A 25,575-nucleotide genomic window follows, 5' to 3' on the forward strand; every position below is an offset into this window, starting at 1 on the left:
TCTAGGAACGAACGGAGTAAGCCCGTTCGACGGCCGGTGGTCGGCCGCCGGCGCGAGCAACGTCATCGCACGGGCGAGTCGGTGCGTCGAGCCGCAGCCGCCGGTGCGTGCTCGCGACCCGCGCCGACGTGGTGCTCAGGTGGTCCTGAGCGTGGTGGTGGTGACGAAGGTGTCGAGGGTCTTCCTGACCTCGTCCGGGAACGGGGCCTCGTCCAGGACCCGCCGGGCACGCTGCACCCGATCGGTGATCATCTGCTCCACCTTGCCGGCGGCGCCCGTGGCCCGGAGAACCTCGCGGACCGTCTCGGCACCTGCTTCGTCCAGGTCCGGGTCGCCGACCAGGGACCTCAGCACCCGCGCCTGCTCGGCGTCGGCGGCGTGGAGGGCGTGTGCCATCAGGGCTGTCGCTTTGCCCTCCCGCAGGTCGTCCAGGGTCGACTTGCCGGTCTTGGACGGGTCACCGAAGACGCCGAGCAGGTCGTCGCGCAGTTGGAAGGCCTCTCCGATCGGAAGAGCGTAGGCGGTGCAGACATCCAGCAGGGACTGGTCCGCTCCGGCAAGGGCCGCGCCGATGTGCAACGGCCGCTCCACGGTGTACTTGGCCGTTTTGTAGCGGATCACTGCCAGCGACCGTTCGACGTCCGCGGTGGGCTGCCCGGTGGCCAGCAGATCCCGGTACTGACCGATCATCACCTCGGTACGCATGGCGTCCAACAGCGGCCGGACGGCGACCAGTTGCTGGTGGTCGAGGCCGCTGGAGTACAGCAGCTCGTCCGACCACACCATGACCAGGTCGCCGAGCAGGATCGCGCTGTTGGTGCCGAACCGCTCGGCGGTCGTGTCGTTCGCACCCGTCTCCAGCGAGCGGTGGAGGGTCGGACGGCCGCGCCGGGTGTCGGAGGCGTCCATCACGTCGTCGTGGATGAGGGCGAAGGCGTGGAAGAGTTCGAGCGAGGCCGCCGCGCCGATGACGGGCTCCGTCTCGCCGTATCCGCCCGCCGCGTGCCAGCCCACCATGCACAGGAGCGGCCGTATGCGCTTGCCGCCCGCGGCCAGGAAGCCTCGCAGGTGCTCGATGAGCGAGACCAGGTGGACATCCGTGTCCCTGCCGCACTTGGCGTCGAGGAAGGCGTTCAGTCGCTCGTCGATCAGGCCGCGCAGGTGAACCGAGTCCAGGGCGTCGGATCCCAGCTCCTGAAGGCTGGTCGTGGGGCTCATGTGTCGTTGCTCCTGTTCGTCAAGACCGTGTGGGCCGCGTCCGTGCGGGCGTGGCACGCGAGGGAAACCGTCGAAGGGAGGCATCACTTTCCGGCCGGGCGGAGGAGGGCCCCGGCAGTCCCCGGGCCGCGCCGCACGGCCGGCCCTCCGTGCACGTGGTTCACATGTCGGAGGGCCCGGTGAGATCGCGGTCGGATCCCCATCCCCGGAAGTCGGCGCCGCTGTAGAAGGTGACCGACCAGTCGAGCAGGCGGAGCAGCTCGACAGCGGGTGCGAACCCGGCCGTCACCAGCGGGTCGAGCTGCTCGTGCGCCTTGCGGGAATGCCGGTCGAGTTCGTCGTGCACCCAGGCGCGTGAGGTGTCGTACATCAGGATGTTGTTCTGACCGGGCTCGGCCCGCTCCCGCTCGAAGGTGGCCAGGTCGTTGGAGAGGCGCACGGCGACCTCGATCGCCTCCAGGGCGTTGTCCAGGACCGGCAGGCCGTCGAGGAGATCGTCCCGGTCGCTGGTCGCCCAGCGCGGGAAGTGGGTGATCCACGCATTGGAGCTGGCGGCGTACGTCAGGTACTCCTGCGGATCGGAAGGGCCCTCGCCGCGGTCCCTGGCCAGGCCCGCGGTCCAGTCGTACCGCTCGCCGCGCAGGGCCTCGGCAAATCGGTCGCCCCACAGGCCGGCCAGTTTCGGGTAGTGGGGAGCGCGCTCCAGAGCGGACTGCCAGTCGGACAGGGAGGCCAGCAGGGGATGGCCGTCGTCCCGGTCGCCGCCCCGGACGATGGCCTCGCAGCGACCGAACAGGTCGTCGAGTTCGTCGAGGCTCCGGACGTTCTGCTCGACGTGGTCGTCCAGGGCGTAGGCCCACACGTACATCCGGGCCGACAGCCGGAGCTCGTTCGCGCCGCGCCACGGGCTGATCGCCGCGGTGGAGATCGCCAGGGCCTCGATCGGCGTGGCCCCGAGGACCTGCGGGTATTCCGCCGCCCAGGACCGCAGATCGGCCAGGACCTTCAGCGCCAGCACGGTGACGGGCACACATTGCGCCGCGGAGGGGAGGGACAGGTCGCCGAGGGGCCGGGTCACGGTCGTGCCTGCTTCTCGGTCTCGGCCACGCGCCGCGTCGCGGACAGGGTGCCGAGGATCTCGGCGCGGATGACCCGGACCGGTGTGTACAGGTCCTTGTCGTGCCACAGCGGAGGATTCTCGCGATCGTCCTCGACATGGCCCGACAGGAACGCCCTGCCCGCCCGGATCGCCTCGAGGGCCGGACGGTCGGGGGCGGCGCGGTGGTTCAGCACCTGAAGGGCGTAGGCGGTCTCCTCGCCGGTGCCCTCCCAGCGTCCCCATGACCCGTCGGCGTGCTGGGTGTCGAGCACCCAGCGGATGGCGTCGTCCAGGGCGGCGGACGTGCGCGGCCCGTCCAGGCGGGCCATGGCGGCAGCGCCGCAGGCGGTCGCGTAGTACGGAGAGGCGTGCCACTTGTCCGTCCACCGGCCGTCCGGCTGCTGCTGCTCGACGAGCCAGCCGCCCACCCGCTCGGCGGCGCGGTCGTAGCGCGTGTCGCCCTGTCCGCAGCGATCCGCCAGGGCGACGAGGATGTGTGCGTTCGTCGAGGTGGAAGGGGTGCGTTCCTTTGGGAAGCAGGTGAAGTACAGGCCGGTGTCGTACTCCCACAGGCAATCGACCGATTCGGGCTTCCCGAGGAGATCGAGGGCGTGCAGGGCGGCCGACGTGTCGTCGGAGTCGGCCGGGAGACCCGGGCCGGCGGACAGTCCGTTCGCCCCCAGAGCGGTCCGCAGAGTGTCCGCGACCTGGGCGGGGATGTCCACGTCCAGGCCGGAGCCGGACAACGCCGTCACCACCCAGGCCAGTTCGAAGTAGGTGATCGAGGTGATGCCCGAGACCGGGCCGCCATGACGTGCCTGGGTCTGACGCAGATACTCCAGGCACGCCTTCGCGGCGTCCGTATGCGGCGGATCGCCCAGCCAGGCGGCGGTGGCGGCGGGGGAGGCTCCCACCGCCCCGCCCATCGGCGTCACCGTGCCGGACCGTACGGCCGGGGCGCCGAGGGCCTCCAGCGAGTGCCAGGTCTTCTCCGGTATGCCGGTGTGCTGACGCAGCAGCTCGCGGATCCCGCTCAGCGTTCCCGTATCGGCCCGGAGGTCCAGACGGCCGGGCAGATCGCCCCGGTCGTCCATCAGGGAGAGCCGCTGATCGATCTGCTCGATCAGCCAGGGCACCAGCAGCTCCACGGCGATGGTGTCCGGCAGTTCGACGTTCCGGGGGAACCGTCCGGTCAGCGCGGCCAGCCCCGACTCCACGGCCCCGGCGACCCGCCGCGCGTCCTGCGTACCGGCGACGGACAGCAGGGCGTCGACGGCGCTGAGCGTGGGCAGCAGCCCGTAGGCCGCCGGCCCGCCCCACGTTCCGTCCTCGTGCTGCTGGGCCAGCAGGAACTCCACGCGCTGCCGATGGCCCTCCAGCCAGGGGGCGGACGCCACCATCCGCGCGGTCTCGTACACCGACGGCGAGGTGAGTCCGTAGGGATCGGCGATCATCTCGTCGACGATGTCCTGAGCCGCGTCACGCAGGCCTGCGTAGGAGGTCACGTTCATGATCCGGCTACCTCTGGTCTCGGAGATCGGTGGTCGTCGCATTCCGCACCGGTTCGTGCGGGCGTTCCTGGAGCCTCATCGGAAGAGGGCCCGTCTTGAGCGTGGCGCGGGCGATGGGCCGTATCGGCCGGTCACCGACCGGGGTCAGGTCCCAGCGGCCGGCGATCCCCGCGACGGCCAACATCGCCTCGTTGAGCGCGAACTGGTCGCCGATGCACTTCCTGCCGCCCGCGCCGAAGGGCACCACCGACCGGCGTGCGACGTCGCTCATCGCGCCGGGCCGCCAGCGATCCGGATCGAACCTCTCCGGCCGGGGGAACAACTCCGGGTCGTGCTGCAGGATGTAGGGGCTGAGCAGGAAGGTGGTTCCCTCGGGGAACGCGTGGCCGCCGAGTTCGCAGGCCGTGGTGGTGGACCGGGTGAACATCCACGCCGGCGGATAGAGGCGGAGGCTCTCCATGAGCACCTGCCTCGTGAACGTCAGCCCGGAGAGATCCTCGAAGCGGGGTGTCCGGCCGCCGAGCGCGCCGTCGACCTCCTCCCGCAGGCGGGCGCCGATCTCGGGGTGCGCGCCGAGCAGCTGGAAGGTGAATGCCAGCGCTGCCGCGGTGGTCTCCGACCCGGCGATCAGCAGGATCAGGACCTGGTCGAAGATCTCCTGCGTTCCGAGCGGGGCTCCGGTGGTCTCGTCGCGCGCGTTCATCAGGCTCGCGAGCAGGCCGGGGTCCTGGTCCTTCTTGCGCCGCACCTCGTGGATGATCTCTTCGGTGAGCTTGCGCATCTCCGCGATCGCGCGGGGGTATTGCCGGTTCATCTTCGTGGGAACGAGCGACAGAACCCGCGCCGGGACGAACATGCGCCGGAAGAAGCCGTCCATGAGAATCGGCAGCCATTTCTCCACCTGGGCCACCAACGCGTGGTCCGCGGGCACCGAGAAGAGGGATCTGGTCGTGATGCGGAGAGTGAGTCCTGCCATCGCCTTGTCGACGTCGACGACCTCGCCCGATCGCCAGGACCGCATCAGGGCTTCCGTCTCGTCCGCCATCAGTTCGGCGTAGTGGCCGATGTGTCGGTGGTCGAACGACGGCTGCATCAGCGGGCGTTGCCGACGGTGATCGGCCCAGCGGCTGGTGACCAGGCCGTTTCCCACGGCCTCGCGGCCCCGGTCGTAGAACAGGCCGCCCTTGTCGTAGAGCCGGGTGTCCTTGAGTATCTGCCGGAACAACGCGGGATCGCAGGGTACATAGGCGTCGCCGGGACCCATCCTGACTTTCACCAGGTCGCCGAGTGCCGGGAGTGACTTCAGGAATTCCAGCGGCTGTACGAGCAGAGGTACGGCATGGCCTGCGAGAGGCAGGCTTCGAGGGGCTCTTCTGATGGCAGGTAGCTCCGGCATGGCTCCAAGTACCGCAGACAGGACGCCTCCGGCGACAGGGGAAGACCACCCCCGACCTGTCGCGCTTTCACCGCCTGTCGCGCTTGCCCGCACAGGCGCGACACGAGGCCGAAGCGCGACACGTCGGCCCGCCCGTGGGTCTTGCCGGCCGGCCCCCGGAGCGTCGCCCATGGGAGCCGCGCCCGCGCTCCACGCTCACGGCATCGCCGCCGGCCTCGGGCTCCACGACCAGCGGGCCGGCCGGTCCGTGGCGGCGGTGATCGGGGACGGGGCGATGACTGGGGGCCTCGCCTGGGAGGGCCTGACCAATCTGGCCGAGCGCCCCGAACTGCCGGTGATGGTCGTCCTCGACCACAACGGCCGCTCCTACGCCCCGACGAACGACGGCCTCGCCCGGCGCCTGGGCGCACTGCGCACCGCATGCACGGGATCGGTGTGCTCGACCCGCGACCGGGGAGCCCCACGCTTCCGCGGGCGCCTCGTAGACCGAGGTGTTCGGGCGGGAGATCACTGGACCCGGCGCGGAGTTCGCAGACATCGTGTGCCTGAGCGGTGCGATGCCCGGGCCGGTGGGCCTCGCCCCCTCCGCTGAACGCTTTCCCGACCTCCTGCACAGCCTGGGCCGTCGCGGGGACGGGCGGCTGCTCGACGACCTCAGCGCCTTCGCGATCCCGCACGGGCCTGGTGAGCCTCGTCAGCGGTGGGGTGAAGCGGGTGGTGCCCGCCACTTCCGTCGATTTGGCGTCGACTTTTTCCGAACCGGTTGAACAGCTCGGATATTCAGGCGATGATCGGGCCGAATCGAATACCGTTGGTGATTGCATTCTGGGGGTTGAAGTGAGCGATGTGACCGTGCGGCCCATGGCTGCCGCCGAGTTGGAAGTCGCATGCCGAATAGTCGGACTCGCCTTCGCCGACAATCCGAGCAATCTGGCCACCGTGCGCGGTGATCAGGAAAAAGCCACCCGGGCGATGGAACAGGGAACACGCATCATCAAGCTCGGAAGCCCTTTCAGCCATGTGCTCGGCGCCGAACGGGAGGGCCGGCTCGTCGGCATCCTGAACGCCGCGGAATGGCCGCACTGCCAGATGAAGCTGGGTGAGAAGCTCAGAACGGCACCGATGATGATCCGGACGATCGGATTCAACTTGCCCCGTGCCTTCAAGGTGATGAGTGCGAGGGCCAAGCACGAGCCCCGCGAGCCCCACTGGCACATCGGACCGGTCGCCGTCCACCCGGACGAGCAGGGGCACGGGGTCGGGACGGCGCTGCTCAGGACGTTCCTCGACGGGGTCGACAAGCAGGGGACACCCGTCTTCCTCCAGACGGATGTCGACCGCAACGTCGTGCTCTACCAGAAGTTCGGCTTCGAGATCGTCTCCCGGGAGACGATCCTCGACGTCGACACCCGCTTCATGTGGCGCGCGGCGCGCTGAACGACCTCAGCACCGCGTGCAGCTCCTCGACGACCAGCCGGCTGCACGCGGCCGCCGCGGGCACCATGTCCTGCATCAGGAAATAGCCGTGGACGAGACCCGGCCCGGGAACATGGCGTACGGAGACGCCCGAGGCCGCCAGCTTCTCGGCCAGCCGCACCCCCTCGTCGTGGAGCGGATCGAACTCCGCCGTGGCCAGCACCGTCGGCGGCAGGCCCCGCAGGTCGGCGTTGAGCAGGTCGACGGCGGGATCGCTGCGGCGCTCCGGATCGGGGACGTACATCTCGTAGTTCCAGACCATGTCCTCGACGCTCAGCAGATACCCCTCGGCATGCTCGCAGGCCGCGGCGATCCGCAGGCTCGGATCCACCGGCGGGTACACCAGCAGCAGCGCGGCGAGGTCCGGGCCCTCGGTGTCGCGCGCGTCCAGGGCGACGCCCAGCGACAGGCTGGCCCCCGCGCTGTCGCCGGCCACCACATGCTCACGGTCCGGGAACGACTCGGCCGTCCAGCGGGTCGTGGCGACGGCGTCGCGCAGCGGAGTGGGGTAGGGGAACTCGGGGGGCCGTCGATAGCCGGCGGAGACGACGACGGAGCCCAGCGACGCCGCGAGCATCCGACAGGCCCGGTCGTGGCTGTCGAGGTCGCCCAGCACCCATCCGCCACCGTGCAGAAAAGTGATCACCCGGTGCTCGTCCGCTTCCGGGGTGTACACCCTGCACCGGATCGAGGATCCGTCCTCGGTGTCGATCGTGCGATCGGCGGAGGCGACGGCCGCGCGGGGTCCGTCCTCCCGGTGGGGGCGTGCCGAGCTCGCCCGGTAGCGCTCACGGGCCTGCTCGACCGTCAGCGCGCGATCCGGAACCGGCGGCCCCCCGGCGCCCTGCCAGGCGATCAAGCTGCGTAAGAAGCGGTCCAAAGGCATCGCGGGCCCCCTGCGGGCTGGTTCACGGAATCGATGATCGATGGTAAATGGTTCGTTCTGGAAGAACCATGGTGAAGATCGCTCAAAAGGGAATGCGGATTGCACGGGTGCATATGGAAATCTAATGCTTCTCTGGTTCGGGCCCCTGCTGTACCTTCGAGAGGTGGTTCCAGGCCGGGGGAGAGGGTTGCGCGCATGTTCAATCCATTCGAGGACGAAAGCCGGGAATATCTGGCGCTGTGCAACGACGAGGAGCAGTATTCGCTCTGGCCTCAGGGACTGGAAATTCCCGCAGGCTGGCGCACGGTGTACGGGCCGGCCACGCAGGAGGAGATTCTTGACCGTATCGAACGGTCCTGGACGGATATGCGGCCGAAGAGTCTGCGGGACGCGGGCGGGCAAGGAGAGTGTCCGTGACCGCCGATGTGAAGAGCTGGGTGAGATTCGTCCGCTGGCCCGCCGAAAGCAAGATCCGTGAGGAATGCCGGGCACGACGGCGGCTGTGCCTGCTGGTCGTGGAGCACGGCGCTCCGCCGCCGGAGCGGATCGGACTCTACGAGGACTGGGTGCGCCCGCCCATCGTCCCGGAGGATCTCCAGGCCCGGGTCAGCCAGTTGGAGGCCCGAGTCGTCCTCAACGAGAAGCCCGTGCTCGACCCGGCGGGCATTCTTTTCTTCCGGGACTCGTCCGTCACGCTCTCGATGCTCCAGTGCGAGATCCTGTCCCCGCTGATCTCCCGGTATTGCCAGGTGGTCTACCGCAACGAACTGGGGACGATCCTGGAGCAGTGCGGAGCCAGCGCGTCCAGCAACGCGATCGACCTGCACGTGCTCCGGCTGCGCCGACGCCTGCAGCCCCTCGGCCTGACCCTGCGCAACGTCTGGGGACGCGGCTTCACCATCGAGCCGAACTGGCAGAACTAGCAGAACCGGCAGAACCGGCAGAACCGGCAGAACCGGCAGAACTGCCCGAACTGGCCGAACCCGTTGAATCAGCCGCGCAGGGGTGTTCGACACCCCTGCGCCGCGCACCACTTTTCGTAGCCATCACGCCGGAAGCCCGCGTCGGAGGCGGAGTTGAGAGTTCTCTCGGATTTCTTCGAGTCCCAGGTCGCCGAGGTGCCCGATGCTCCGTCGGTCCTCTTCGGTGACACCGTCGTCGACTACGCGGAGCTGAACGCCCGCGCCAACCGTCTCGCCAGACGACTGATCGCGGCCGGCGTCGGCCCCGACCGCCTGGTCGCGATCGCCGTGCCGCGTTCGGTGCGGCTGATCGTCGCGGTGCTCGCCGTACTGAAGGCCGGCGGCGCGTATCTCCCGCTCGACCCGGCCTATCCGGCCGATCGGCTGACGCACATGGTCGTGGACGCCGAGCCGGTCATGCTGCTGCGCACGGAGGACGTCACCTCGCTGCGCCTGGACGTGCCCGAGGTCGTGCTCGGCGACCCGTCCTTCGAGGCCGCCTGCGAGCAGGAGAGCGGCGACGACGTCACTCAGGACGAGCGCCTCGCACCGCTGCGCCCGGCCCACCTGATGTACGTCATCTACACCTCCGGTTCGACCGGCGTGCCCAAGGGCGTCGCCGTCACCCACTCCGGCGTGGCCGACCTGGTCTCGACCCAGGCGAGGGTGTTCGGGGTCCGCCCCGGCGAGCGGGTGCTGCAGTGGGCCTCCTTCAGCTTCGACGCCTGGTTCTGGGACTTCACGCTGGCCCTGCTGAACGGCGGGGCACTCGTCATGGCCGAGCAGCACGACCTGATGCCGGGGGAGTCGCTGCGCGAGACCATGCTGAAACACGAGGTCGACCACGCGGTCATGCCGCCGGTGGCGCTGGGCATCACCGACAGCGAGGGGCTGCTGCTCGGTGGCACGATCACCTCCACCGGCGACGTCTGCACGAGGTCCCTGGCGGCGGAGTGGTCCAAGGGCAGACGCCTCTACAACGGATACGGCCCGACCGAGGTGACCGTGGGCGCGTCGATCGGCGGGCCGATCGACGGCATACAGGAGGACGTGTCCATCGGGACGCCGTGGGACGGCGGCACGGTGTACGTCCTCGACGGGGCGTTGGGCGACCTGCGTGACGGCACGGAGGGGGAGCTGTATCTGGCGGGCTCGGGCGTGGCCCGGGGCTATCTCAACCGTCCGGGCCTGACCGCGTCCCGCTTCGTCGCGGATCCGTACGGCCCGCCCGGCAGCAGGATGTACCGATCGGGCGACCGGGGCCGACGCGGCTTTGACGGTGAGCTCTTCTTCACCGGCCGGGTCGACAACCAGGTCAAGGTGCGTGGCTTCCGCGTCGAACTGGGCGAGGTCGAGGCGCGGTTGGAGAGCCACCGGGCCGTGGAGATCGTCGTCGCGGTGGTGAGCGGCGAGGACGCCTCCTCCCAGCGCATCGTCGCCTACGTCAAGCCCTCGGCGCGCCACGAGGTGACGGGGGACCAGCTGCGCGAGCACGCCCGCGAGGCCCTGCCCGAGCACATGGTGCCCTCGGCCGTTGTCATGCTGGATCGGTTCCCGACCCTGCTGAACGGGAAGATCGACCGCCGGGAACTGGAGGAGCGGGCGGCGCGCGTCGCGCTCGACGCCACGACGCCCGGCACCGCGGTCCCCGCGGACGAAGGCGAAGGCGAGGGCGAGGAGGGATCGTACGAGCGGATCCTCTGCGCCATGGTGAACGAGACCCTGAGGATCGGCCACGCGGCGCCCGAGGACAACTTCTTCGACCTGGGTGGCCACTCGGTGCTCGCCGCGCAGCTGGCCCGGCGGGTGCGCTCGGAGCTCGGCGTGGCCGTGCCGATGCGTGACATGCTCGCGGCCGCGAACATCGCGGAGCTGGCGAGCATCGTCGAGCGGACCGAGCGGACCGAGCGGACCGAGCGGACCGAGCGGACTGAGCGCGCCTGATCCGGCGTCAGCGGCCCTCGAAGCGCACCGGCAGGTCGTCGTAGCCGTTGAGGAAGTTCGAGTAGATCGGCCGGGGCGTGCCGCACAGCTCCATCCGGCCGACCTGGGCGACCAGGGCGGTCAGCAGCATCCTCAGCTCCGCGCGGGCGAGGAACGCACCCAGGCAGTAGTGCGGGCCGTGCCCGAACGACAGGTGCTTGTTGGGCGAGCGGGACAGCGTGAACCGGCGCGGCTCGTCGAAGACCGTCTCGTCGTTGTTGGCGGAGACGGTCCACAGCGTGACGATGTCGCCGGCGCGCACCGCGCTGCCGTCGATCTCCAGGTCCCGGAGGGCGGTGCGGGCCACATGGAAGGAGGGCGTCGACCAGCGGAGGACCTCCTCCACCGCCGACTCGACGGAGACCTCGCCCGTCCGCAGGGCCCGCCACTGGTCGGGATGGTCGATGAGGGCGAGCACCCCGCTGATCGCCGAGACCCGGGAGGTCTCGTCGCCGCCGAGGATCAGGCTGTAGCAGTTGACCGCGAGTTCCTCGACGGTGAGCGGGCGGCCCTCCACCTCGGCGGCGGCGAGCAGGCTGATGACATCGTCACCGGGTCGGTCGCGGCGCTCCTGCGCCAGGTCCATGAAATAGAGCACGATCTCGTTGCGGGCGGCGATCGCGTCGAGCTCGTCGTACGTGGCGTCGACCGACGAGAGCGCCATCTTGTTCCAGCGCAGCAACTCCTCGCGGTCCGCCGCCGGGACGGACAGCAGATCGCAGATCGTGTTCATCGGGATCCGGTCGGCGATCTCGGCGGCGAAGTCGAAGGTGCCCCGCCCGACGACCGAGGACACCAGTTCGGTGGTGCGCCGCCCGACCTCCTCGACGACCTCGCCCAGGACCCGCGGGGTGAACGCGCTGAACAGGAGGTTGCGCAACGGCCGGTGGCGCGGGGCGTCGGTCACCGCCACCATGCTCCCGCCGGCCGAGTCGTCGCCGCGCAGGACGACGTCGAGGACGTTGCCCCGGGCGGAGCCGAGGGCCTCGTCGGTGTACAGCGGCTGCACATCGGCGTACCGCGACACCACCCAGAACCCCGGGTTGCGGTCGGTCGGCTCGTGCCAGTGGACGGGATTGCGGGCCCGCACGTCACGCCAGTACGCGTGTACGTCGTTGTCGACGAACGCGGCCGGATCGGTGAGGTCCAGAGAGCGTGCGCCGAGATCGGTCCGGTTCATGTCTGACGGTTCCTTCCCGTTGGGTGGAGCGCCCCGGAGGAGTACGGGGCGCGCGCCCGTCGGCCGTACGCCGGGGCGTACGGCCGACAGGCGGATCACCGGCCCGCAGGGTGTGGCCGGTCCGGTGGCCGTGCGGGTCACCCCCCGGCCCGGGGCTCCGGATAGCGGGCGGCGACCTGTTCGCTGGCCTTCGGGCCACGGGCGAAGACGAAGCCGGCGGTGTCGACCCGGCGGCCGGTCGCCCGGTCGACCACGACCGGGTCCACCTCCCTGCCCGTCTCCTCGTCGACCAGGACGACGCTGCGGTCCTCCGGGGCCAGCCGGTGGTTGCCGAAGGCCGCCATCACCAGGATGAGCGGGCGCAGCGAGCGGCCCAGATCGGTGGCCCGGTACGTCGGGTCGCCCGGCTCGGCGGTGTCGTCGGCGGTGTCGTCGACCTCCAGCAGACCCTTCGCCCTCAGCGCGGCGATCCGGTCCGCCAGGACGTCGGCGGGGGTCTCCAGATCCCGGCGGATCGCGGAGAACCGGGTGTGGCCGCCGAGGACCACGTGCAGGATCTCCAGGGTCCACCACCGGTCGATGACCTCGACCGTGCGGGCCAGCGGGCAGTCGGAAATACGCGCCCGGGTCACCGTCCGCTCCCGTCGTCGGCCGGGTCCGGCAGCGACCAGTACCGCCGCATCCCGTACAGCAGTGGACCGGCCGGCCGGGTCGCGTGGCTCGCCACCCGGTGCACCCGCCCGAAGACCACGACATGGTCCCCGACCGCCAGCGTCTCCCTGACCTCGCAGTCCGCGATCGTATGGGCGTCCTCGATCAGATGCGGGACCCCGGATTCCGGATCCGGGACCCAGGCGGCCTTCTCGAACCGGTCCGGGGCCCCGGAGGAGAACAGCCGCGCCACCGGTTCGGCCCGGTCGTGCAGAAGGTTGACGGCGAACGCGGACGAATGCTGCAACGCGGCCAGCGTCGGACTCCGGTCCCGCAGACAGACCAGCAGGGTGGCCGGCTGGAGCGAGACGCCGCACAACGAGGAGCAGGTCATGCCCCACGGCTCGGCATCGGGCCCCACGGTGGTCACGATCGTGACGCCGACCGGATGCGCCGTCATGAGGGAACGGAAGGCCGCCGGGTCGACGGTCGCCCGTGTCGCCGTGCCGGCCGGGGAGTTCGCCATGCCGGTCATCCCTTCGCTTCGGCGGCGCATTCATCGACGAACTCGATGATCCGCCGCACGCCGGTCTCCAACGCCACCGGATCCACGCAGAACGCGATCCGGACCAGATGCCGTGCCCAGGGCGCGTAGTCGTGGGAGCGGATGCGGCCCTGGTCGTCGACGTCGGGGCGCATGGCGAACCCGTTGCCCGCCACCACCGCGACGCCCTTGCGCTCCAGCAGCCGCATCGCGAACGACTCGGCGTCCAGGCCGGACCGGGTCACGTCGAGCATCGCGTACCAGCCGCCGGGGGGCAGCTCCCGCAGCAGCCCGGCCTTGATCAGCGGCGGCAGCGCCACGTCCCGGTTGCGCTGCACCAGCTTGCGGTTGGTCGCCGTCGAGTCCGCCCGGCTGTTCAGCGCGGCGATGCCCGCGTGCTGCACCGGGGTCGACGTGCCGATGATCCCGGCCTCCTGGACGACCTTCATGACGTCGGCCATGCGATCGGTGGCCGGCGCCACGTAGCCCAGCCGGTAGCCGGTCATCGCGAAGCCCTTGGAGAAGGTGAAGACGCTGTGCACGATCCGCTCGGCGACCGGGACCTCACGCTCGAAGGAGGCGACGGAGATGTGCTCCCCCTCGTAACAGAAGTGCTCATAGGCCTCGTCGCTGATGACCTGCCAGCGGTTCCGGCGCGCCAGGTCCAGCAGGGTGCGGATCTCGTCGCCGTCGAGGACGGCTCCGGTCGGGTTGGCCGGCGAGTTGATCAGCAGAACCCGGGTGCGGGGCGTCGCGGCGGCCGCGATCCGCTCGGGATCGGGCCGGAAGTCGGGGCCGAGCGGATACAGCACCGGCCGGAAGCCCGCGAGCAGACTCTGCTGCAGATGGACCGGCCAGTGCAGCTCCGGCAGCAGGATCTCCGCGCCGGGCTCGGCGAGCGCCTGGAGGAGGCCGGTCAGACCCTGGGCCGAACCGGGCGAGATCAGCAGCCTGTCGACGTCGCTGTCCAGACCGTTGTCCGTACGCAGCTTCTCGGCCGCCGCCTCCCGCAGCGCGGGCAGGCCCTCGACCCCGGTGTACTTGGTGTCGCCACGCCGCACGGCGTCCACGAAGGCCTGGGCGACGTCTTCGGACGGATCGAAATACGGGTCGCCGACGTGCAGCTTCACCACGTCGACGCCGGTCTCCTTCGCGAGCTTCTCCGCAGCCCAGAAGATGCTGACCAGGCAGGACGAAGGAATGGAGCCGGCGACGGACCTGTTCTCTGAACTCACGCTCATACCCCTTGTGTTTGCGAGAGTGTGCTCGGCCGGTTGGTCGGGTCACGCCGTACGTCCGCCGTCGACGGGCATCAGGGCGCCGGTGACCCAGCCCGACACCTCCGGGTCGATCAGCAGGCAGACCCACCGGCCGACCTCCCGGTCCTCCCCGAACCGCCCCATCGGGGTCGACGCGATCAGCCCCGCCCGCAGCCGCTCGGCGCCGGCCGTGTCCAGGCCGGTCCCGTCCCACATCGGTGTCAGCACCGGTCCGGGCAGGATGGCGTTCACCCGCACGTCCGGCGCGAGTTCCACCGCCAGGGAGCGGGTCAGGCTGTTGAGGGCCGCCTTGGTCGCACCGTAGAAGGACCGCCCCGGCATGGCCAGGACGCCGCCGACGGACGAGATGTTGACGATGCTGCCCCGGCGGTCCCGAAGGTGCGGCAGGGCGCAGCGGACCAGTTCGGCGGGCGCACGGACGTTGACGGCGAACATCGCGTCGAACAGCGCCGGGTCGGCCGCGTCCAGGGTGCCGAACCGGGCCAGGCCGGCGTTGTTGACCACGGCGTCGATCCCGCCGAACCTCATCGTCGCGGCGGCGACGATCCGTTCGGCGGCCCCGGGCGCGGCGACGTCCTGGGCCACGACGTGGACCGCGTCCCCGAACCGCTCGGCCAGCTCCCGCAGCGGTTCCTCGCGGCGGCCGACCACCGTGACGACGGCGCCCTCCTTCAGCACGCATTCCGTGATGCCCCGGCCGATGCCCGTGGCCGCGCCGGTGATGATGACGGACTTTCCGGCAAGGGTCATGGCAGCGTCGCGCCTTCCGAAAGGACTCCGGTGATGTCGGCGAGCAGTTCCGAGGGCTCCAGGAGCACTCCGAAGTGCCCGCCGGGCCTGCTCCGTACGCTGGTCCGGCCGGTGGTGACCGCGGCCCAGGGCGCCACCCGCGCGGCGTCCACCAGCGGATCCTCGGTGTTGTAGTGGCAGTGGACCGGGCAGCCCAGCGGCTCAGGACGCGTCGGCGGCCGGTAGGTCTCGGTGAGTGCGATGTACGCCCGCAGGGTCGGCAGCAGCAGCTCCCGCAGCTCCAGGTCGTCCGCGATCGACGGGTCGATCCCGCCGAAGTCCCGCAGGGTGGACCAGAGTTCGGCGTCGCCGGCGAGATGCATCCGGCCGCCGAGCGCCTGCCCCGGCGCGAGCGAACCGGAGACGACCAGCCCGTGTGCGGGCCGGCCGTCCGCCTGGAGCAGTCTCGCCGTCTCGTACGCGGCCAGGGCGCCCAGGCTGTGCCCGTACAGGACGCAGCGGACCGGCTCCCATCGGGAGAGTTCGGCGGCCACGCACGACGCGATCCCGGCGACGGAGCCCGCGGGCGACTCACGGATACGGTCCGCCTGGCCCGGATACTGCACGGCGAGCAGTTCGACGCCCGTCGGCAGCGCGGAGGACCAGTCGCGGTAGGCCGCCGCGGCACCACCGGAGTAGGGGAAGCACACCAGCCGGGCCGTCGGGCGCTCCTCGCCCCTGATGACCCGCACCCAGTTCCGACCCTGCGCTCGCACTCGGTTCACGACTCGAGGTTCGCCAAGCCGTCGGCGTCCCCGGCCAAAACTTTCAAAGCTCTGTTGGGGACTGATGCGGCTCCGGAGCCCCTGCCCGACTCTGAAGGCGTCGCAACCGAGGAGGACGCATGCTGGACGGGTTCGTGCCGTGGCCACCCGACTTCGCGGAGAGATACCGGCGAGCCGGCTACTGGACGGGTGTCCCCCTCCGGCAACGGGTGGCCGACAGTGCTGAGCGCCACTCGCACAAGATCGCCGCCGTGGACGGCAGACGCCGGGTCACCTACACGGAGTTGCTCGACGAGGCCGACCGTATCGCGTCCGGCCTGGCGGAGCTCGGCGTCCGCAGGCACGACCGGGTCGTGCTGCATCTGCCGAACGTCATCGAATTCCTTTCCACCGTGATCGGGCTGTTCCGCATCGGGGCCATCCCCGTGATGGCGCTGCCCGGCCATCGCCGGGACGAGATCCTCCACCTGGTCCGCGCCTCGGATGCGGTGGCCTACGTCGGCCCGGACCGTCTGCAGGGCTTCGACCACCGCGAGCTGGCCCGCGAGGTGCGCGCCGACGCGCCGGGGCTGCGGCACATCGTGATCGCCGGAGAGGCGGAGGAGCACACACCGCTGTCCCAGCTGATCGCCTGCACGCCCCGGGACATGGAGCCGGTCGACGCCTCCGAGGTGGCGCTGCTGCTGCTGTCCGGCGGGACCACCGGGGCGCCGAAGCTGATCCCCCGGACCCACGACGACTACGCGTACAACATGCTCGCGTGCGCCGAGGTGACCGGGTTCGACGAGGGGAGCGTCTACCTCGCCGCGAACCCCGTACCGCACAACGCCGCGCTCGGGTGCCCCGGCGTGCTGGGCGCGCTGCTCGTCGGCGGAAAGGCCGTGCTGGCCGCCAACCCCAGCCCCGGCCTGGTGTTCCCGCTCATCGGGAAGGAGGGCGTCACGCACACCGCGCTGGTGCCCGCCCTGGCGCTGCTCTGGGCGGAGCAGGCGCTCGGCGACCCGGTCGACATGACCGGCATGACCATCCAGGTGGGCAGTTCGAAGTTCGGCCCCAACGCGGCGGAACGGGTCAGCAAGAACCTCGGCTGCCGGATCATGAATGTGTTCGGCACCGCCGAGGGACTGATCACCCACACCCGGCTCGACGATCCGCAGGAGGTCGTCTTCGGCACCGAGGGCAGGCCACTGTCCCCCGACGACGAGATCAGGATCGTCGACGCCGACGACCACGAGGTCGCCCCCGGCACGACCGGCGAACTGCTCACCCGGGGCCCGTACACGATCCGGGGCTATTTCGCCGGAGCGGAGGCCAACCGCCGGGCGTTCACCACCGACGGGTTCTACCGCACCGGCGACCTGGCCCGCACGACCGACGACGGGAACATCGTCATCGAGGGCCGGCTGAAGGACATCATCCACCACCTCGGCGAGAAGGTCTCCGCCGAGGAGGTCGAGAGCCATGTGCTGACCCACCCGCTGGTCCGGGACGCCGCCGTCGTCGGTGTACCGGACGAGGAACGCGACGAGCGCCTCTGCGTGTTCGTCGTCCTCACCGCGGGCACCGACGCCGGGGCGCTCTCGCTGCGCACGGTCAGGGAGCACATCCGCGATCGCGGGCTGGCGACCTACAAGCTGCCGGACGACCTGGTCGTCGTGCCCGACTTCCCCCGTACGCCCGTCGGGAAGATCGACAAGAAGCTTCTGCGTGAGGAGCGGACGCGGTGAGCGACCAGGCGGAAGCCGGCCACTGTCCGGCGTACGGAGAACGACTGAGGCTGGACGAACTCCTCGAGGTCGCCCGGGTGCACGAGACCCCGGAACGCGCCCTGTTCTTCGGCGCCCACCAGGCCTGCGAGATCTGGTTCGCGGTCGTCCTGCGCCACCTGGAGGCCGCCCGCCGGGCGCTCACCGAAGGGCGGGGCACAGAGGCATGCGCACATCTCGACCGGCTGCCCCGGATCATGGCGGCGGTCGCCCAGCACTTCGACGCCCTGCACGCGTTGACGCCGGACGAGTTCGACGCCATCCGGGCGACGCTCGGGACGTCCAGCGGCTTCCAGTCCGTCCAGTTCCGCGAGATCGAGTTCCTGTGCGGGGCCAGGGACCGGCGGATGCTGAACATCGCCGGGCTGACCGACCACGACCGGGCCCGGCTGCTCGCACGTCTCGACGAGCAGTCGCTGGACGCCGCGTTCGGTGAATACCGCGACCGGGCCGGCGAGGACGTCAAGCGGATCCATGACGCGATGGCCGCCTTCGACGCCTCGATGCGCTCCTGCCGGGGGCGCCACGCCGCCCTCGCGGAGGCGCTGCTCGGCAACGTGGCCGGCACGGCGGGCTCGTCGGGCGCCGCGTATCTGTGGTGCTCGATGGAACGCACCCTCTTTCCGGAACTCACACAAGGAGTACGCAGTGATGACTGTTGACGGTGCCGGCAAGCAGCGGGCGAGCGACCCGGGCAGGACGAAGCGGGTCGTGGTCGTCGGCGGCGGCACGGCGGGCTGGATGACGGCGTCCTACCTGGCGGCCGCGTTCGGCGAGCGGATCGACGTGACCGTCGTGGAATCGGCCCGGGTCGGCACCATCGGCGTCGGCGAGGCCACGTTCAGCGACATCAGACACTTCTTCGAGTTCCTCAAGCTGTCTGAGTCGGACTGGATGCCGGCCTGCAACGCCACCTACAAGCTGGCCGTGCGGTTCGAGAACTGGCGTGAGCCGGGCCATCACTTCTACCACCCGTTCGAGCAGCTCGGCTCGGTCGACGGGTTCCCGCTCAGCGACTGGTGGCTGCGCAATCCGACCACGAGCCGGTTCGACAAGGACTGTTTCGTCATGGCGTCGCTGTGCGACGCCGAGCGCTCGCCCCGCTACCTCGACGGCAAGCTGATCGACCAGGGCTTCGTCGAGCAGCAGCGCGAGGAGACCTCCGCCCGGTCGACGATCGTGGAGTACCAGGGGACGCAGTTCCCGTACGCCTACCACTTCGAAGCGGCCCTGCTGGCCAAGTACTTGACGACCTACGCCACCCAGCGCGGCGTCCGCCACGTCACCGACGACGTCACGGACGTCGTGCTCGACGGAGACGGGTACATCGCCCATGTGCAGACGGCCGAGCACGGGCGGCTGGAGGGCGATCTGTTCGTGGACTGCACGGGATTCCGCGCGCTCCTGCTGAACAAGGCGCTCGATGAGCCCTTCGTCTCGTACCAGGACACGCTGCCCAACGACAGCGCGGTCGCCCTCCAGGTGCCGCTGGACATGGACCGCGAGCCGATACGGCCCTGCACCACCGCGACCGCCCAGGAGGCGGGGTGGATCTGGACCATCCCGCTGATCAGCCGCATCGGCTCCGGCTACGTCTACGCCGGCGACTACACCACGCCCGAGGAGGCCGAGCGCACGCTGCGCGAGTTCATCGGCCCCGGCGCCGAGGACGTCGAGGCGAACCACATCAAGATGCGCATCGGCCGCAGCCGCCGCTCCTGGGTGAAGAACTGCGTGGCCATCGGACTGTCGAGCGGCTTCGTGGAGCCGCTGGAGTCGACCGGCATCTTCTTCATCCACCACGCCATCGAGCAGATCGTGAAGTACTTCCCCTCCGGCCGCGACGACCACCGCCTGCGCAACCTCTACAACGAGTCGATCGCGCATGTGCAGGACGGCGTCCGCGAGTTCCTGGTGCTGCACTACGTGGGCGCCAAGCGCGCCGACAACCAGTACTGGAAGGACACCAAGACGCGCACGGTCCCCGACGAGCTGGCCGAGCGCATCGAGAACTGGAAGCACAAGGTGCCGGACGCGCAGACCGTCTTCCCGCACTACCACGGGCTGCCGCCGTACTCGTACAACTGCATCCTGCTGGGTACCGGCGGCATCGAGGTCCGGCACTCGCCCGCACTCGACCTGGCCGACGAGCGGGCGGCGATCGCGGAGTTCGAGCGCATCCGGCTGAAGGCGGACAAGCTCGTCCAGGAACTCCCCACGCAGAACGAGTACTTCGCCGCCATGCGCGCCGGCGCGGTCTGAGGGAGCGACGACATGGACCTTCAAGCCCTGCGCGAAGTGGTATCCGGTGTGCTCGGCATCGAGCTGACCGCGGCGGACGACGACTGCAACCTCTTTGAGCTCGGCCTGCAGTCCATGGACCTGATGCGGCTGGTGAGCCGGCTCAACCGGGAGGGCCTCGACGCCTCGTTCGCCGAGCTGGCCGAGGACCCCCGGTTGTCGGCCTGGCCCGGGATGCTGACCCCCCTGGAGGGCGGCGAACCGGCGCCGGAGGCCGCCGAGAAGCACGACGACGAGGCGGATCGGAGCTTCCCGCTCACCGCGGTGCAGCAGGCGTATCTGATCGGCCGTGCCGAGGGCCAGCCCCTCGGCGGCGTCGGCTGTCACAACTACATGGAGTTCGACGGGGTCCGGCCGGTCGAGCCGGACCGTCTGGAGCGGGCCGTGCGGGCGCTGCTCGCACGGCATCCGATGCTCCGGGCGCGCTTCGCCGACGACGCGACCCAGCAGGTCCTGCCCCGGTCCCCGTGGCCCGGCCTGACCGTCCACGACCTCCGCGCCCGGCCGGTCGCCGAGGCGGAGGCGGCGGCGCTGGAGCTGCGCGAGCGGCTGTCGCACCGGGTGCTGGACGTCGGCCGCGGCGAGGTCATCGACGTCCAGCTGACCCGGCTGCCCGGCGGGGTCGACCGGCTCCACTTCAACACCGACCTCCTGGTCGCCGACCTGGCCAGTTTCCGGCTGCTGCTCGGCGAGCTGACCGCCCTGTACGAGGACCCCGACAGCCTCGACGAGGTCGGCTACACCTTCGGCCGGTATCTCGCGGACCAGGCCGCAGGCCGCCGGACCGAGAGTGAGCGGGCCCGCCCGTACTGGCAGCGGCGGGTGCCGTCGCTGCCGGGCGGCCCGAAGCTGCCCCTGGCGGTCGACCCACTGGCCGTCGCCGCCCCGCGGTTCGCCCGCCGGTACTTCGACCTCACGGCGGACGAGTGGACCGCCCTGGAGCGGCGGGGGAACCAGGCGGGCCTGACCCCGTCGGTGGTGCTGGCCACCGCGTACGCCATGATCCTGAGCCGGTGGTCCGGCGACGAGCGCTTCCTGCTCGGCCTGCCGCTGTTCGACCGCGATCTCGGCGCGCACCCCGAGATCGAGCGCGTCGTGGGCGACTTCACCGGTCTGGTGCTGCTGGAGGTGGACCTCTCCGGGGCAAATTTCCAGGAGTGCGCCCGCGCCGTGCAGAAGCAGGTGCACGAGGACATCGGGCACGCCGCCTACAGCGGCGTCGACGTCCTGCGCGACCTCGCCCGCTCCGACCCGGACGCGCCCCGCACCGCGCCCGTGGTGTTCTCCCTGGACCTGTCGGCGCCGCTGATCCCGGACGTGTTCGCCGAGCGCTTCGGCGACGCGAGCTGGATGATCTCCCAGACGCCGCAGGTCTGGCTCGACCACCAGATCTACCGCACCCGGGACGGCAGTGTGCGGATGGTCTGGGACGCCGTCGAGGAACTGTTCCCCGACGACGTCCTCGACACGATGATGGCGGCCTACGAGGCGCTGGTCCGCGAGCTGATCGACGGGGAGTGGGGGACCGCGCCCCCGAGCACACCGTTGCCCGCCACGCAGCGGGCCACCCGGGAGGCGGTCAACGCGTCCACCCGGACCATGACCGGCAACCTCCTGCACACGGCGTTCTTCGAGCGGGCGCCCGACCGCGCCGCGCGGCCCGCCCTGCTCTGGGGCGACGACGCCTCGATGACGCACGACGAGCTGGCCCGGGACGCGCTCGGCATCTCCGCCGCGCTCGCCGGGCGGGGAATCGGCCGTGGCTCGTACGTCGCCGTGGTCGCCCCGAAGGGACCGCGGCAGATCGCGGCGGTGCTCGGGGTGCTCGCCGCGGGCGCGGCGTACGTCCCGATCGGCGTCGACCAGCCCGCGGAGCGGCGCGCCCGCATCCTGGAGCTGAGCGGCGCGGAGGTCGTCCTCGACGGCGGCGGGGCCCTGGGAGCGACCGAAGCGGGTGTCGAGGTGCTCCCGATCGAGAGGGCGCTCCGCACGCCCCCGCTGGGCGCACCGGTGCCGGCCGAACCGGGGGACCCCGCGTACGTCATCTTCACCTCGGGCTCCACCGGTCTGCCCAAGGGCGTCGAGGTCAGCCATCGCGCCGCGGTCAACACCGTCGAGGACCTCAACGAACGGTTCGGCATCGGGGCGGACGACCGGGTGCTGGCGGTCTCCGCGCTGGACTTCGACCTCTCGGTGTGGGACGTCTTCGGCTTCCTCGCGGTGGGCGGGGCCGCCGTCCTGGTCCCGGAGTCCGGGCGGCGCGACGCCACCGAGTGGCTGACGCTGTGCCAACGGCACGCGGTGACCGTCTGGAACACCGTCCCGGCCCTGCTCGAGATGGCGTTGACCGCGGCGGACGGCTCGCCGCTCCCCGCCTCGCTGCGCCTGGCCCTGCTGTCCGGCGACTGGATCGGGCTCGACCTGCCCGAACGGCTGGCGCGGGCGACGGACGGCCGCTGCCGGTTCATCTCGCTCGGCGGCGCGACCGAGGCCGCGATCTGGTCGAACGTGTACGAGGTCACCGAGGTTCCGGCGGGCTGGCGCTCCATCCCGTACGGGAAACCGCTGCGGAACCAGAAGTTCCGGGTGGTGGACAAGCGGGGCCGGGACTGTCCCGACTGGGTGCCCGGCGAGCTCTGGATCGGCGGCGCGGGGGTCGCGCTCGGCTACCGGGGCGACCCCGAGCTGACCGCGGCGCGCTTCCCCGAACATGAGGGCGAGCGCTGGTACCGCACCGGTGACCTCGGCCGCTACTGGCCCGACGGCAACCTGGAGTTCCTCGGACGCCTCGACCACCAGGTGAAGATCAACGGCTTCCGGGTCGAACTGGGGGAGATCGAATCCTGCCTCCAGGGGCACCCCGGGATCGCCCAGGCCGTGGCCGTTCCGGTCGCCGAAGGGCGCGGGGAACTCGTTGCCGCCGTGGTCGAGCGCTCGTCCGCACCGGACCGGGTGCACGCGGAACCCGACCGTACACGGAGCCCGTTCCTGCCGCCCGCGGCCACCGGCGAGACCGACCCGCATCAGCTCGAACACCGCCTGGTGGAAGTGCTGTTGGCGCAAGTCGTCGCACCGCTGACCGAATCCGACGGCGTCCCCCCGCCGGTCTGCACCGAACAACGACCGGTCGTGGACATCTGGTTCGCGTATCTCACCGAGCGCGAGGTGCTCGTCCGCGCCGCCGACGGTACCCACCGGCACGGCGCCCGCTGGGACGAGGTCACGCGCCCGGAGTGGATCGCATCGGCCCACGAGGCCGCAGCCGGGACCTTCTTCGAGACCGTCGCCGCCGCGCTGCGCTGGGCCGGACCGCTCCTGTCGGCCATCCTCTCCGGCGACGCCGACGCCACCGCGCTGCTGGACGACCCGGTACTGGCCCCGGAGGCGCTCGGCGATCTGATGCCGGCGACGGCCGACTGCCTCCGGGCCGTCGCCGAGGACCTGCGGGCACGCGGCGGCGACTCCGCGACCCCGCGCGTCGCGGAGTGGGACGTGACCGGGGGCCGTGGCACCGCGCGCCTGCTCGCCGGCCTCGGCTCCGCCCCGGTCGACTACACGCTGCTCGGCTCCTCGAAACCGGCGCTGGCCAGGACCCGGACGCTGCTGGAGGAGCAGGGGCACCGCACCCGCACCGCACGGCAGAGCCCCGACGCCGTCGCCGTACAGCACCTCCACACCTACGACGCCGTCGTGGCGAACAACGTCCTGCACCGCATGCCGGACCCGGACCTGGCCGTGGCCACCCTGGCCCTGCTGCTCGCCCCGGGAGGCCGCCTCCACCTCCTGGAGCGCGCACACCCGACGCCGCTCGCGCTCGTCACCGCCCTGCCGTTGGAGGCACGGGCGGGGAGGTTCGCGGCGGGCCGCCCCGAAACCGACTGGCTCCACGGTGCCGAGCGGTGGCGGCAAGCCTGCACCGGAGCCGGCCTGACCGACGTGCGGGTCCTGCGCGCCGAGCCCGGCGGCGAGATCCTGCTCTCCGCGGACCGGCCCGCGACGGCCCACGGGATCGATCCCGTCGGCCTGCGCGGCTGGGCGGCCGACCGGCTGCCGGAACACATGGTCCCGGCCCACTTCGCCGTCCTGCCCACGCTGCCGCTCAGCGCCAACGGAAAGATCGACCGGCGGCGGGTGCGGACCATCCTCGAACACTCCGTCGACCGGCCGCGTGACGTGGACGATCCGCCGCGGGGCGACACCGAGACCTTCGTCGCCGACCGGTGGACGAAGCTGGTCGGACTGGAGTCGGTGGGCCGCAACGAGAACTTCTTCAGGCTCGGCGGCGACAGCCTGATCGCGACCCGCTTCGTCGCCGAGGTGCGCGGAGCCTGGGGCGTCGAACTGCCCATGCGCGACGTCATCCGCACACCGACCGTCGCGGGACTCAGCGCGCTGATCGACCGGCTCCGTGCCGCCGACGCATACGAAGAGGGTGCGGTGTGAACGCCAACGACCTGCTCGAGGAGTTCTCCGACGCCGGGATCCAGCTGTGGCGCGAGGGCGAGAACCTGCGCTTCCGCGCCCCCCGGGGCGTCATGGACGACCGGCGTCTGGCGGAGCTGCGCCGCCACAAGGCGGAACTGCTGACCCTCGTGGCGGACACCGGAGCGAGCCGCGAGGAGGACCCGGTCTGGCAGGACCGGCCCGACGAACGACACCAGCCCTTCCCACTGACCGACATCCAGTCCGCCTACCTCTTCGGCCGCAACCCGGCCTTCGGTTACGGCGGCGTCTCCTGCCACCTCTACCAGGAGCTGGACTATCCGGCCGACCTGGACCCGGCCCGGCTGCAGAGCGCCTGGGACGGTCTGGTGCGCCGCCACGACGCCCTGCGGACCATCGTCCACGAGGACGGCACGCAACGCGTCCTGCCCGAACCGAAGGACACCCGTATCGCGGTCGCCGACCTGCGTGACGCCTCCGACGACGAGGTCGCCAAGGCCTTCGACGCAGTGCGCGACGAACTGTCGCACGCCGTGCACCCCACGGGCGAACGCCCCATGTACGAGCTGCGCCTGACCCTGGCCGCCGACCGGAGCGTCCTGCACCTGTCGGTGGACTTCATGGCGCTGGACTGGCTCAGCATCCAGCAGGTGCTCACCGAGCTGGACCGCCGCTACCAACAGCCGGACTGCGCCCTGCCCGAGATCGACGCCACCTACCGGGACTACGTGTCCGCCGAGCACCGGCTGCGCGACACCGAGCGGTACGCGCGCGACCGCGCGTACTGGTGGAACCGCGTCGACGAACTGCCCGGACCACCCGTCCTGCCGCTGCGCGACGACCACGATCCGGCGACGACGGCACCGCGCTTCCGTCGGCTGACGACGACGCTCGACGACCGGGTGTGGCAGTCGCTCAAGACCCGCGCCGCCGAGCAGGGCAGCACTCCGGCCAACGCGGTGCTCGCGGCGTACGTGGAGACGATCGGCCGCTGGAGCGGCACTCCGCGCTTCTGCGTCGGACTGCCCGTGCTGCACCGCCTGCCGCTGCACCCGAGGGTGGACCGGCTGCTGGGCGACTTCACCTCGCTGAGCCTGCTCGCGGTCGACCACGGGGAAAGGACCAGCTTCGCGGAGCGCGCCCGCGCCCTGGGCGAGCGGCTCTTCGACGACCTCGACCACCGGCTGTGCAGCGGGGTCGAGGTACTGCGCGAGATCGCCCGGCGACGGGGGCGCGAGGAGGCGATGCTGCCGGTGGTGTTCACCGGCAGCATCGGGGTCGGCGGCGACGCGGTGTCGGCCGCGGGCAGGAAGCCGCGGCCGTCGTACGGCATCAGCCAGACACCCCAGGTGTGGATCGACTGCC

The 25,575-nt window shown here is 71.0% G+C and carries 20 protein-coding genes and 1 pseudogene; 10 read left to right on the forward strand and 11 right to left on the reverse strand.

Features of this window, described 5'->3' with window-relative positions; translation table 11 throughout:
- Positions 1-135: 135 nt before the first annotated feature.
- The 4 genes from PUR53_RS17205 to PUR53_RS17220 form a co-directional block, all read right to left on the reverse strand.
- A complete protein-coding gene (locus PUR53_RS17205; RefSeq protein ID WP_329900272.1) occupies positions 136-1,218 on the reverse strand; it encodes a polyprenyl synthetase family protein in 1,083 nt (360 codons plus the stop codon).
- Between the two features lie 160 nt (positions 1,219-1,378).
- Entirely contained in the window at positions 1,379-2,296 is a 918-nt protein-coding gene (locus PUR53_RS17210) for a terpene synthase family protein (RefSeq protein WP_329908782.1), read from the reverse strand.
- Positions 2,293-3,828, reverse strand: coding sequence for a prenyltransferase/squalene oxidase repeat-containing protein (locus PUR53_RS17215; RefSeq protein ID WP_329908783.1), 1,536 nt, complete (start codon positions 3,826-3,828; stop codon positions 2,293-2,295). Before PUR53_RS17215 ends, PUR53_RS17210 begins: the two co-directional genes overlap by 4 nt.
- Before the next feature lie 7 nt (positions 3,829-3,835).
- Complete coding sequence (locus PUR53_RS17220; protein ID WP_329908784.1) at positions 3,836-5,395, reverse strand: cytochrome P450; 1,560 nt, start codon at positions 5,393-5,395, stop codon at positions 3,836-3,838.
- Here PUR53_RS17220 and PUR53_RS17225 point away from each other — a divergent pair.
- Positions 5,394-5,816 carry a 1-deoxy-D-xylulose-5-phosphate synthase N-terminal domain-containing protein gene (locus PUR53_RS17225; RefSeq protein WP_329908785.1) on the forward strand — a complete coding sequence of 141 codons (423 nt, stop codon included), beginning with the start codon at positions 5,394-5,396 and terminating at the stop codon, positions 5,814-5,816. The genes PUR53_RS17220 and PUR53_RS17225 overlap by 2 nt on opposite strands.
- Before the next feature lie 92 nt (positions 5,817-5,908).
- A complete protein-coding gene (locus PUR53_RS17230; RefSeq protein WP_329900277.1) occupies positions 5,909-6,661 on the forward strand; it encodes a GNAT family N-acetyltransferase in 753 nt (250 codons plus the stop codon).
- Here the strand turns inward: PUR53_RS17230 and PUR53_RS17235 are convergent.
- Positions 6,639-7,559 carry an alpha/beta hydrolase gene (locus PUR53_RS17235; protein WP_329908786.1) on the reverse strand — a complete coding sequence of 307 codons (921 nt, stop codon included), beginning with the start codon at positions 7,557-7,559 and terminating at the stop codon, positions 6,639-6,641. The genes PUR53_RS17230 and PUR53_RS17235 overlap by 23 nt on opposite strands.
- 222 nt (positions 7,560-7,781) lie before the next feature.
- Between PUR53_RS17235 and PUR53_RS17240 the strand changes: the two genes are divergently transcribed.
- The 3 genes from PUR53_RS17240 to PUR53_RS17250 all read left to right on the forward strand — a co-directional run bounded on the left by PUR53_RS17240 (position 7,782) and on the right by PUR53_RS17250 (position 10,492).
- Positions 7,782-8,003 carry an MbtH family protein gene (locus PUR53_RS17240; RefSeq protein WP_329900279.1) on the forward strand — a complete coding sequence of 74 codons (222 nt, stop codon included), beginning with the start codon at positions 7,782-7,784 and terminating at the stop codon, positions 8,001-8,003.
- Positions 8,000-8,509 (forward strand): winged helix-turn-helix domain-containing protein, encoded by a 510-nt coding sequence (locus PUR53_RS17245; protein ID WP_329900280.1) that lies wholly within the window; start codon positions 8,000-8,002, stop codon positions 8,507-8,509. Before PUR53_RS17240 ends, PUR53_RS17245 begins: the two co-directional genes overlap by 4 nt.
- A 153-nt stretch (positions 8,510-8,662) precedes the next feature.
- Entirely contained in the window at positions 8,663-10,492 is a 1,830-nt protein-coding gene (locus PUR53_RS17250) for a non-ribosomal peptide synthetase (RefSeq protein WP_329908787.1), read from the forward strand.
- 7 nt (positions 10,493-10,499) lie between these two features.
- Here PUR53_RS17250 and PUR53_RS17255 read toward each other — a convergent pair whose 3' ends face one another.
- From PUR53_RS17255 to PUR53_RS17280, 6 genes are all read right to left on the reverse strand, one after another.
- Entirely contained in the window at positions 10,500-11,711 is a 1,212-nt protein-coding gene (locus tag PUR53_RS17255; protein WP_329900282.1) for a cytochrome P450, read from the reverse strand.
- Between the two features lie 137 nt (positions 11,712-11,848).
- The gene (locus tag PUR53_RS17260; RefSeq protein WP_329908788.1) at positions 11,849-12,343 is read right to left on the reverse strand and encodes a winged helix-turn-helix transcriptional regulator; all 495 of its coding nucleotides are present in this window, start codon (positions 12,341-12,343) and stop codon (positions 11,849-11,851) included.
- A complete protein-coding gene (locus PUR53_RS17265; RefSeq protein ID WP_329900284.1) occupies positions 12,340-12,888 on the reverse strand; it encodes a flavin reductase family protein in 549 nt (182 codons plus the stop codon). The genes PUR53_RS17260 and PUR53_RS17265 overlap by 4 nt, the downstream gene beginning before the upstream one ends.
- A gap of 5 nt (positions 12,889-12,893) precedes the next feature.
- Positions 12,894-14,147 (reverse strand): pyridoxal phosphate-dependent aminotransferase, encoded by a 1,254-nt coding sequence (locus PUR53_RS17270; RefSeq protein WP_443078255.1) that lies wholly within the window; start codon positions 14,145-14,147, stop codon positions 12,894-12,896.
- 42 nt (positions 14,148-14,189) lie between these two features.
- On the reverse strand, positions 14,190-14,936 hold the full coding sequence (locus PUR53_RS17275; RefSeq protein ID WP_329908790.1) for an SDR family NAD(P)-dependent oxidoreductase: 747 nt from the start codon (positions 14,934-14,936) through the stop codon (positions 14,190-14,192).
- Positions 14,933-15,700 carry a thioesterase II family protein gene (locus PUR53_RS17280; RefSeq protein WP_329908791.1) on the reverse strand — a complete coding sequence of 256 codons (768 nt, stop codon included), beginning with the start codon at positions 15,698-15,700 and terminating at the stop codon, positions 14,933-14,935. Before PUR53_RS17280 ends, PUR53_RS17275 begins: the two co-directional genes overlap by 4 nt.
- Before the next feature lie 119 nt (positions 15,701-15,819).
- On the opposite strand from PUR53_RS17280, the gene PUR53_RS17285 reads away from it, so the two are divergent.
- The 5 genes and pseudogenes from PUR53_RS17285 to PUR53_RS48185 all read left to right on the forward strand — a co-directional run.
- Positions 15,820-17,427, forward strand: coding sequence for a (2,3-dihydroxybenzoyl)adenylate synthase (locus PUR53_RS17285; protein WP_329908792.1), 1,608 nt, complete (start codon positions 15,820-15,822; stop codon positions 17,425-17,427).
- Positions 17,424-18,128, forward strand: coding sequence for a tryptophan 2,3-dioxygenase family protein (locus PUR53_RS17290; RefSeq protein WP_329900289.1), 705 nt, complete (start codon positions 17,424-17,426; stop codon positions 18,126-18,128). Before PUR53_RS17285 ends, PUR53_RS17290 begins: the two co-directional genes overlap by 4 nt.
- Complete coding sequence (locus tag PUR53_RS17295; RefSeq protein WP_329900290.1) at positions 18,118-19,728, forward strand: tryptophan halogenase family protein; 1,611 nt, start codon at positions 18,118-18,120, stop codon at positions 19,726-19,728. The genes PUR53_RS17290 and PUR53_RS17295 overlap by 11 nt, the downstream gene beginning before the upstream one ends.
- A 12-nt stretch (positions 19,729-19,740) precedes the next feature.
- A complete protein-coding gene (locus PUR53_RS17300; protein ID WP_329900291.1) occupies positions 19,741-24,210 on the forward strand; it encodes an amino acid adenylation domain-containing protein in 4,470 nt (1,489 codons plus the stop codon).
- Positions 24,207-25,388, forward strand: a pseudogene (locus PUR53_RS48185) (condensation domain-containing protein); the annotation flags it as partial. The gene PUR53_RS17300 and the pseudogene PUR53_RS48185, both read left to right, overlap by 4 nt.
- Positions 25,389-25,575: the final 187 nt, after the last annotated feature.

The sequence above is a fragment of the Streptomyces sp. SP18BB07 genome (assembly GCF_036322545.1).
Classification (GTDB): domain Bacteria; phylum Actinomycetota; class Actinomycetes; order Streptomycetales; family Streptomycetaceae; genus Streptomyces; species Streptomyces deccanensis.

Bases quoted from the DNA above. Each gene is read 5' to 3' on its own strand.
- PUR53_RS17270 (WP_443078255.1), bottom strand. From the start codon at position 14,147: ATGAGCGTGAGTTCAGAGAACAGGTCCGTCGCCGGCTCCATTCCTTCG.
- PUR53_RS17295 (WP_329900290.1), top strand. From the start codon at position 18,118: ATGACTGTTGACGGTGCCGGCAAGCAGCGGGCGAGCGACCCGGGCAGG.
- PUR53_RS17300 (WP_329900291.1), top strand. From the start codon at position 19,741: ATGGACCTTCAAGCCCTGCGCGAAGTGGTATCCGGTGTGCTCGGCATC.
- PUR53_RS17225 (WP_329908785.1), top strand. From the start codon at position 5,394: ATGGGAGCCGCGCCCGCGCTCCACGCTCACGGCATCGCCGCCGGCCTC.
- PUR53_RS17205 (WP_329900272.1), bottom strand. From the start codon at position 1,218: ATGAGCCCCACGACCAGCCTTCAGGAGCTGGGATCCGACGCCCTGGAC.
- PUR53_RS17215 (WP_329908783.1), bottom strand. From the start codon at position 3,828: ATGAACGTGACCTCCTACGCAGGCCTGCGTGACGCGGCTCAGGACATC.
- PUR53_RS17265 (WP_329900284.1), bottom strand. From the start codon at position 12,888: ATGGCGAACTCCCCGGCCGGCACGGCGACACGGGCGACCGTCGACCCG.
- PUR53_RS17285 (WP_329908792.1), top strand. From the start codon at position 15,820: ATGCTGGACGGGTTCGTGCCGTGGCCACCCGACTTCGCGGAGAGATAC.
- PUR53_RS17240 (WP_329900279.1), top strand. From the start codon at position 7,782: ATGTTCAATCCATTCGAGGACGAAAGCCGGGAATATCTGGCGCTGTGC.
- PUR53_RS17275 (WP_329908790.1), bottom strand. From the start codon at position 14,936: ATGACCCTTGCCGGAAAGTCCGTCATCATCACCGGCGCGGCCACGGGC.
- PUR53_RS17255 (WP_329900282.1), bottom strand. From the start codon at position 11,711: ATGAACCGGACCGATCTCGGCGCACGCTCTCTGGACCTCACCGATCCG.
- PUR53_RS17220 (WP_329908784.1), bottom strand. From the start codon at position 5,395: ATGGGCGACGCTCCGGGGGCCGGCCGGCAAGACCCACGGGCGGGCCGA.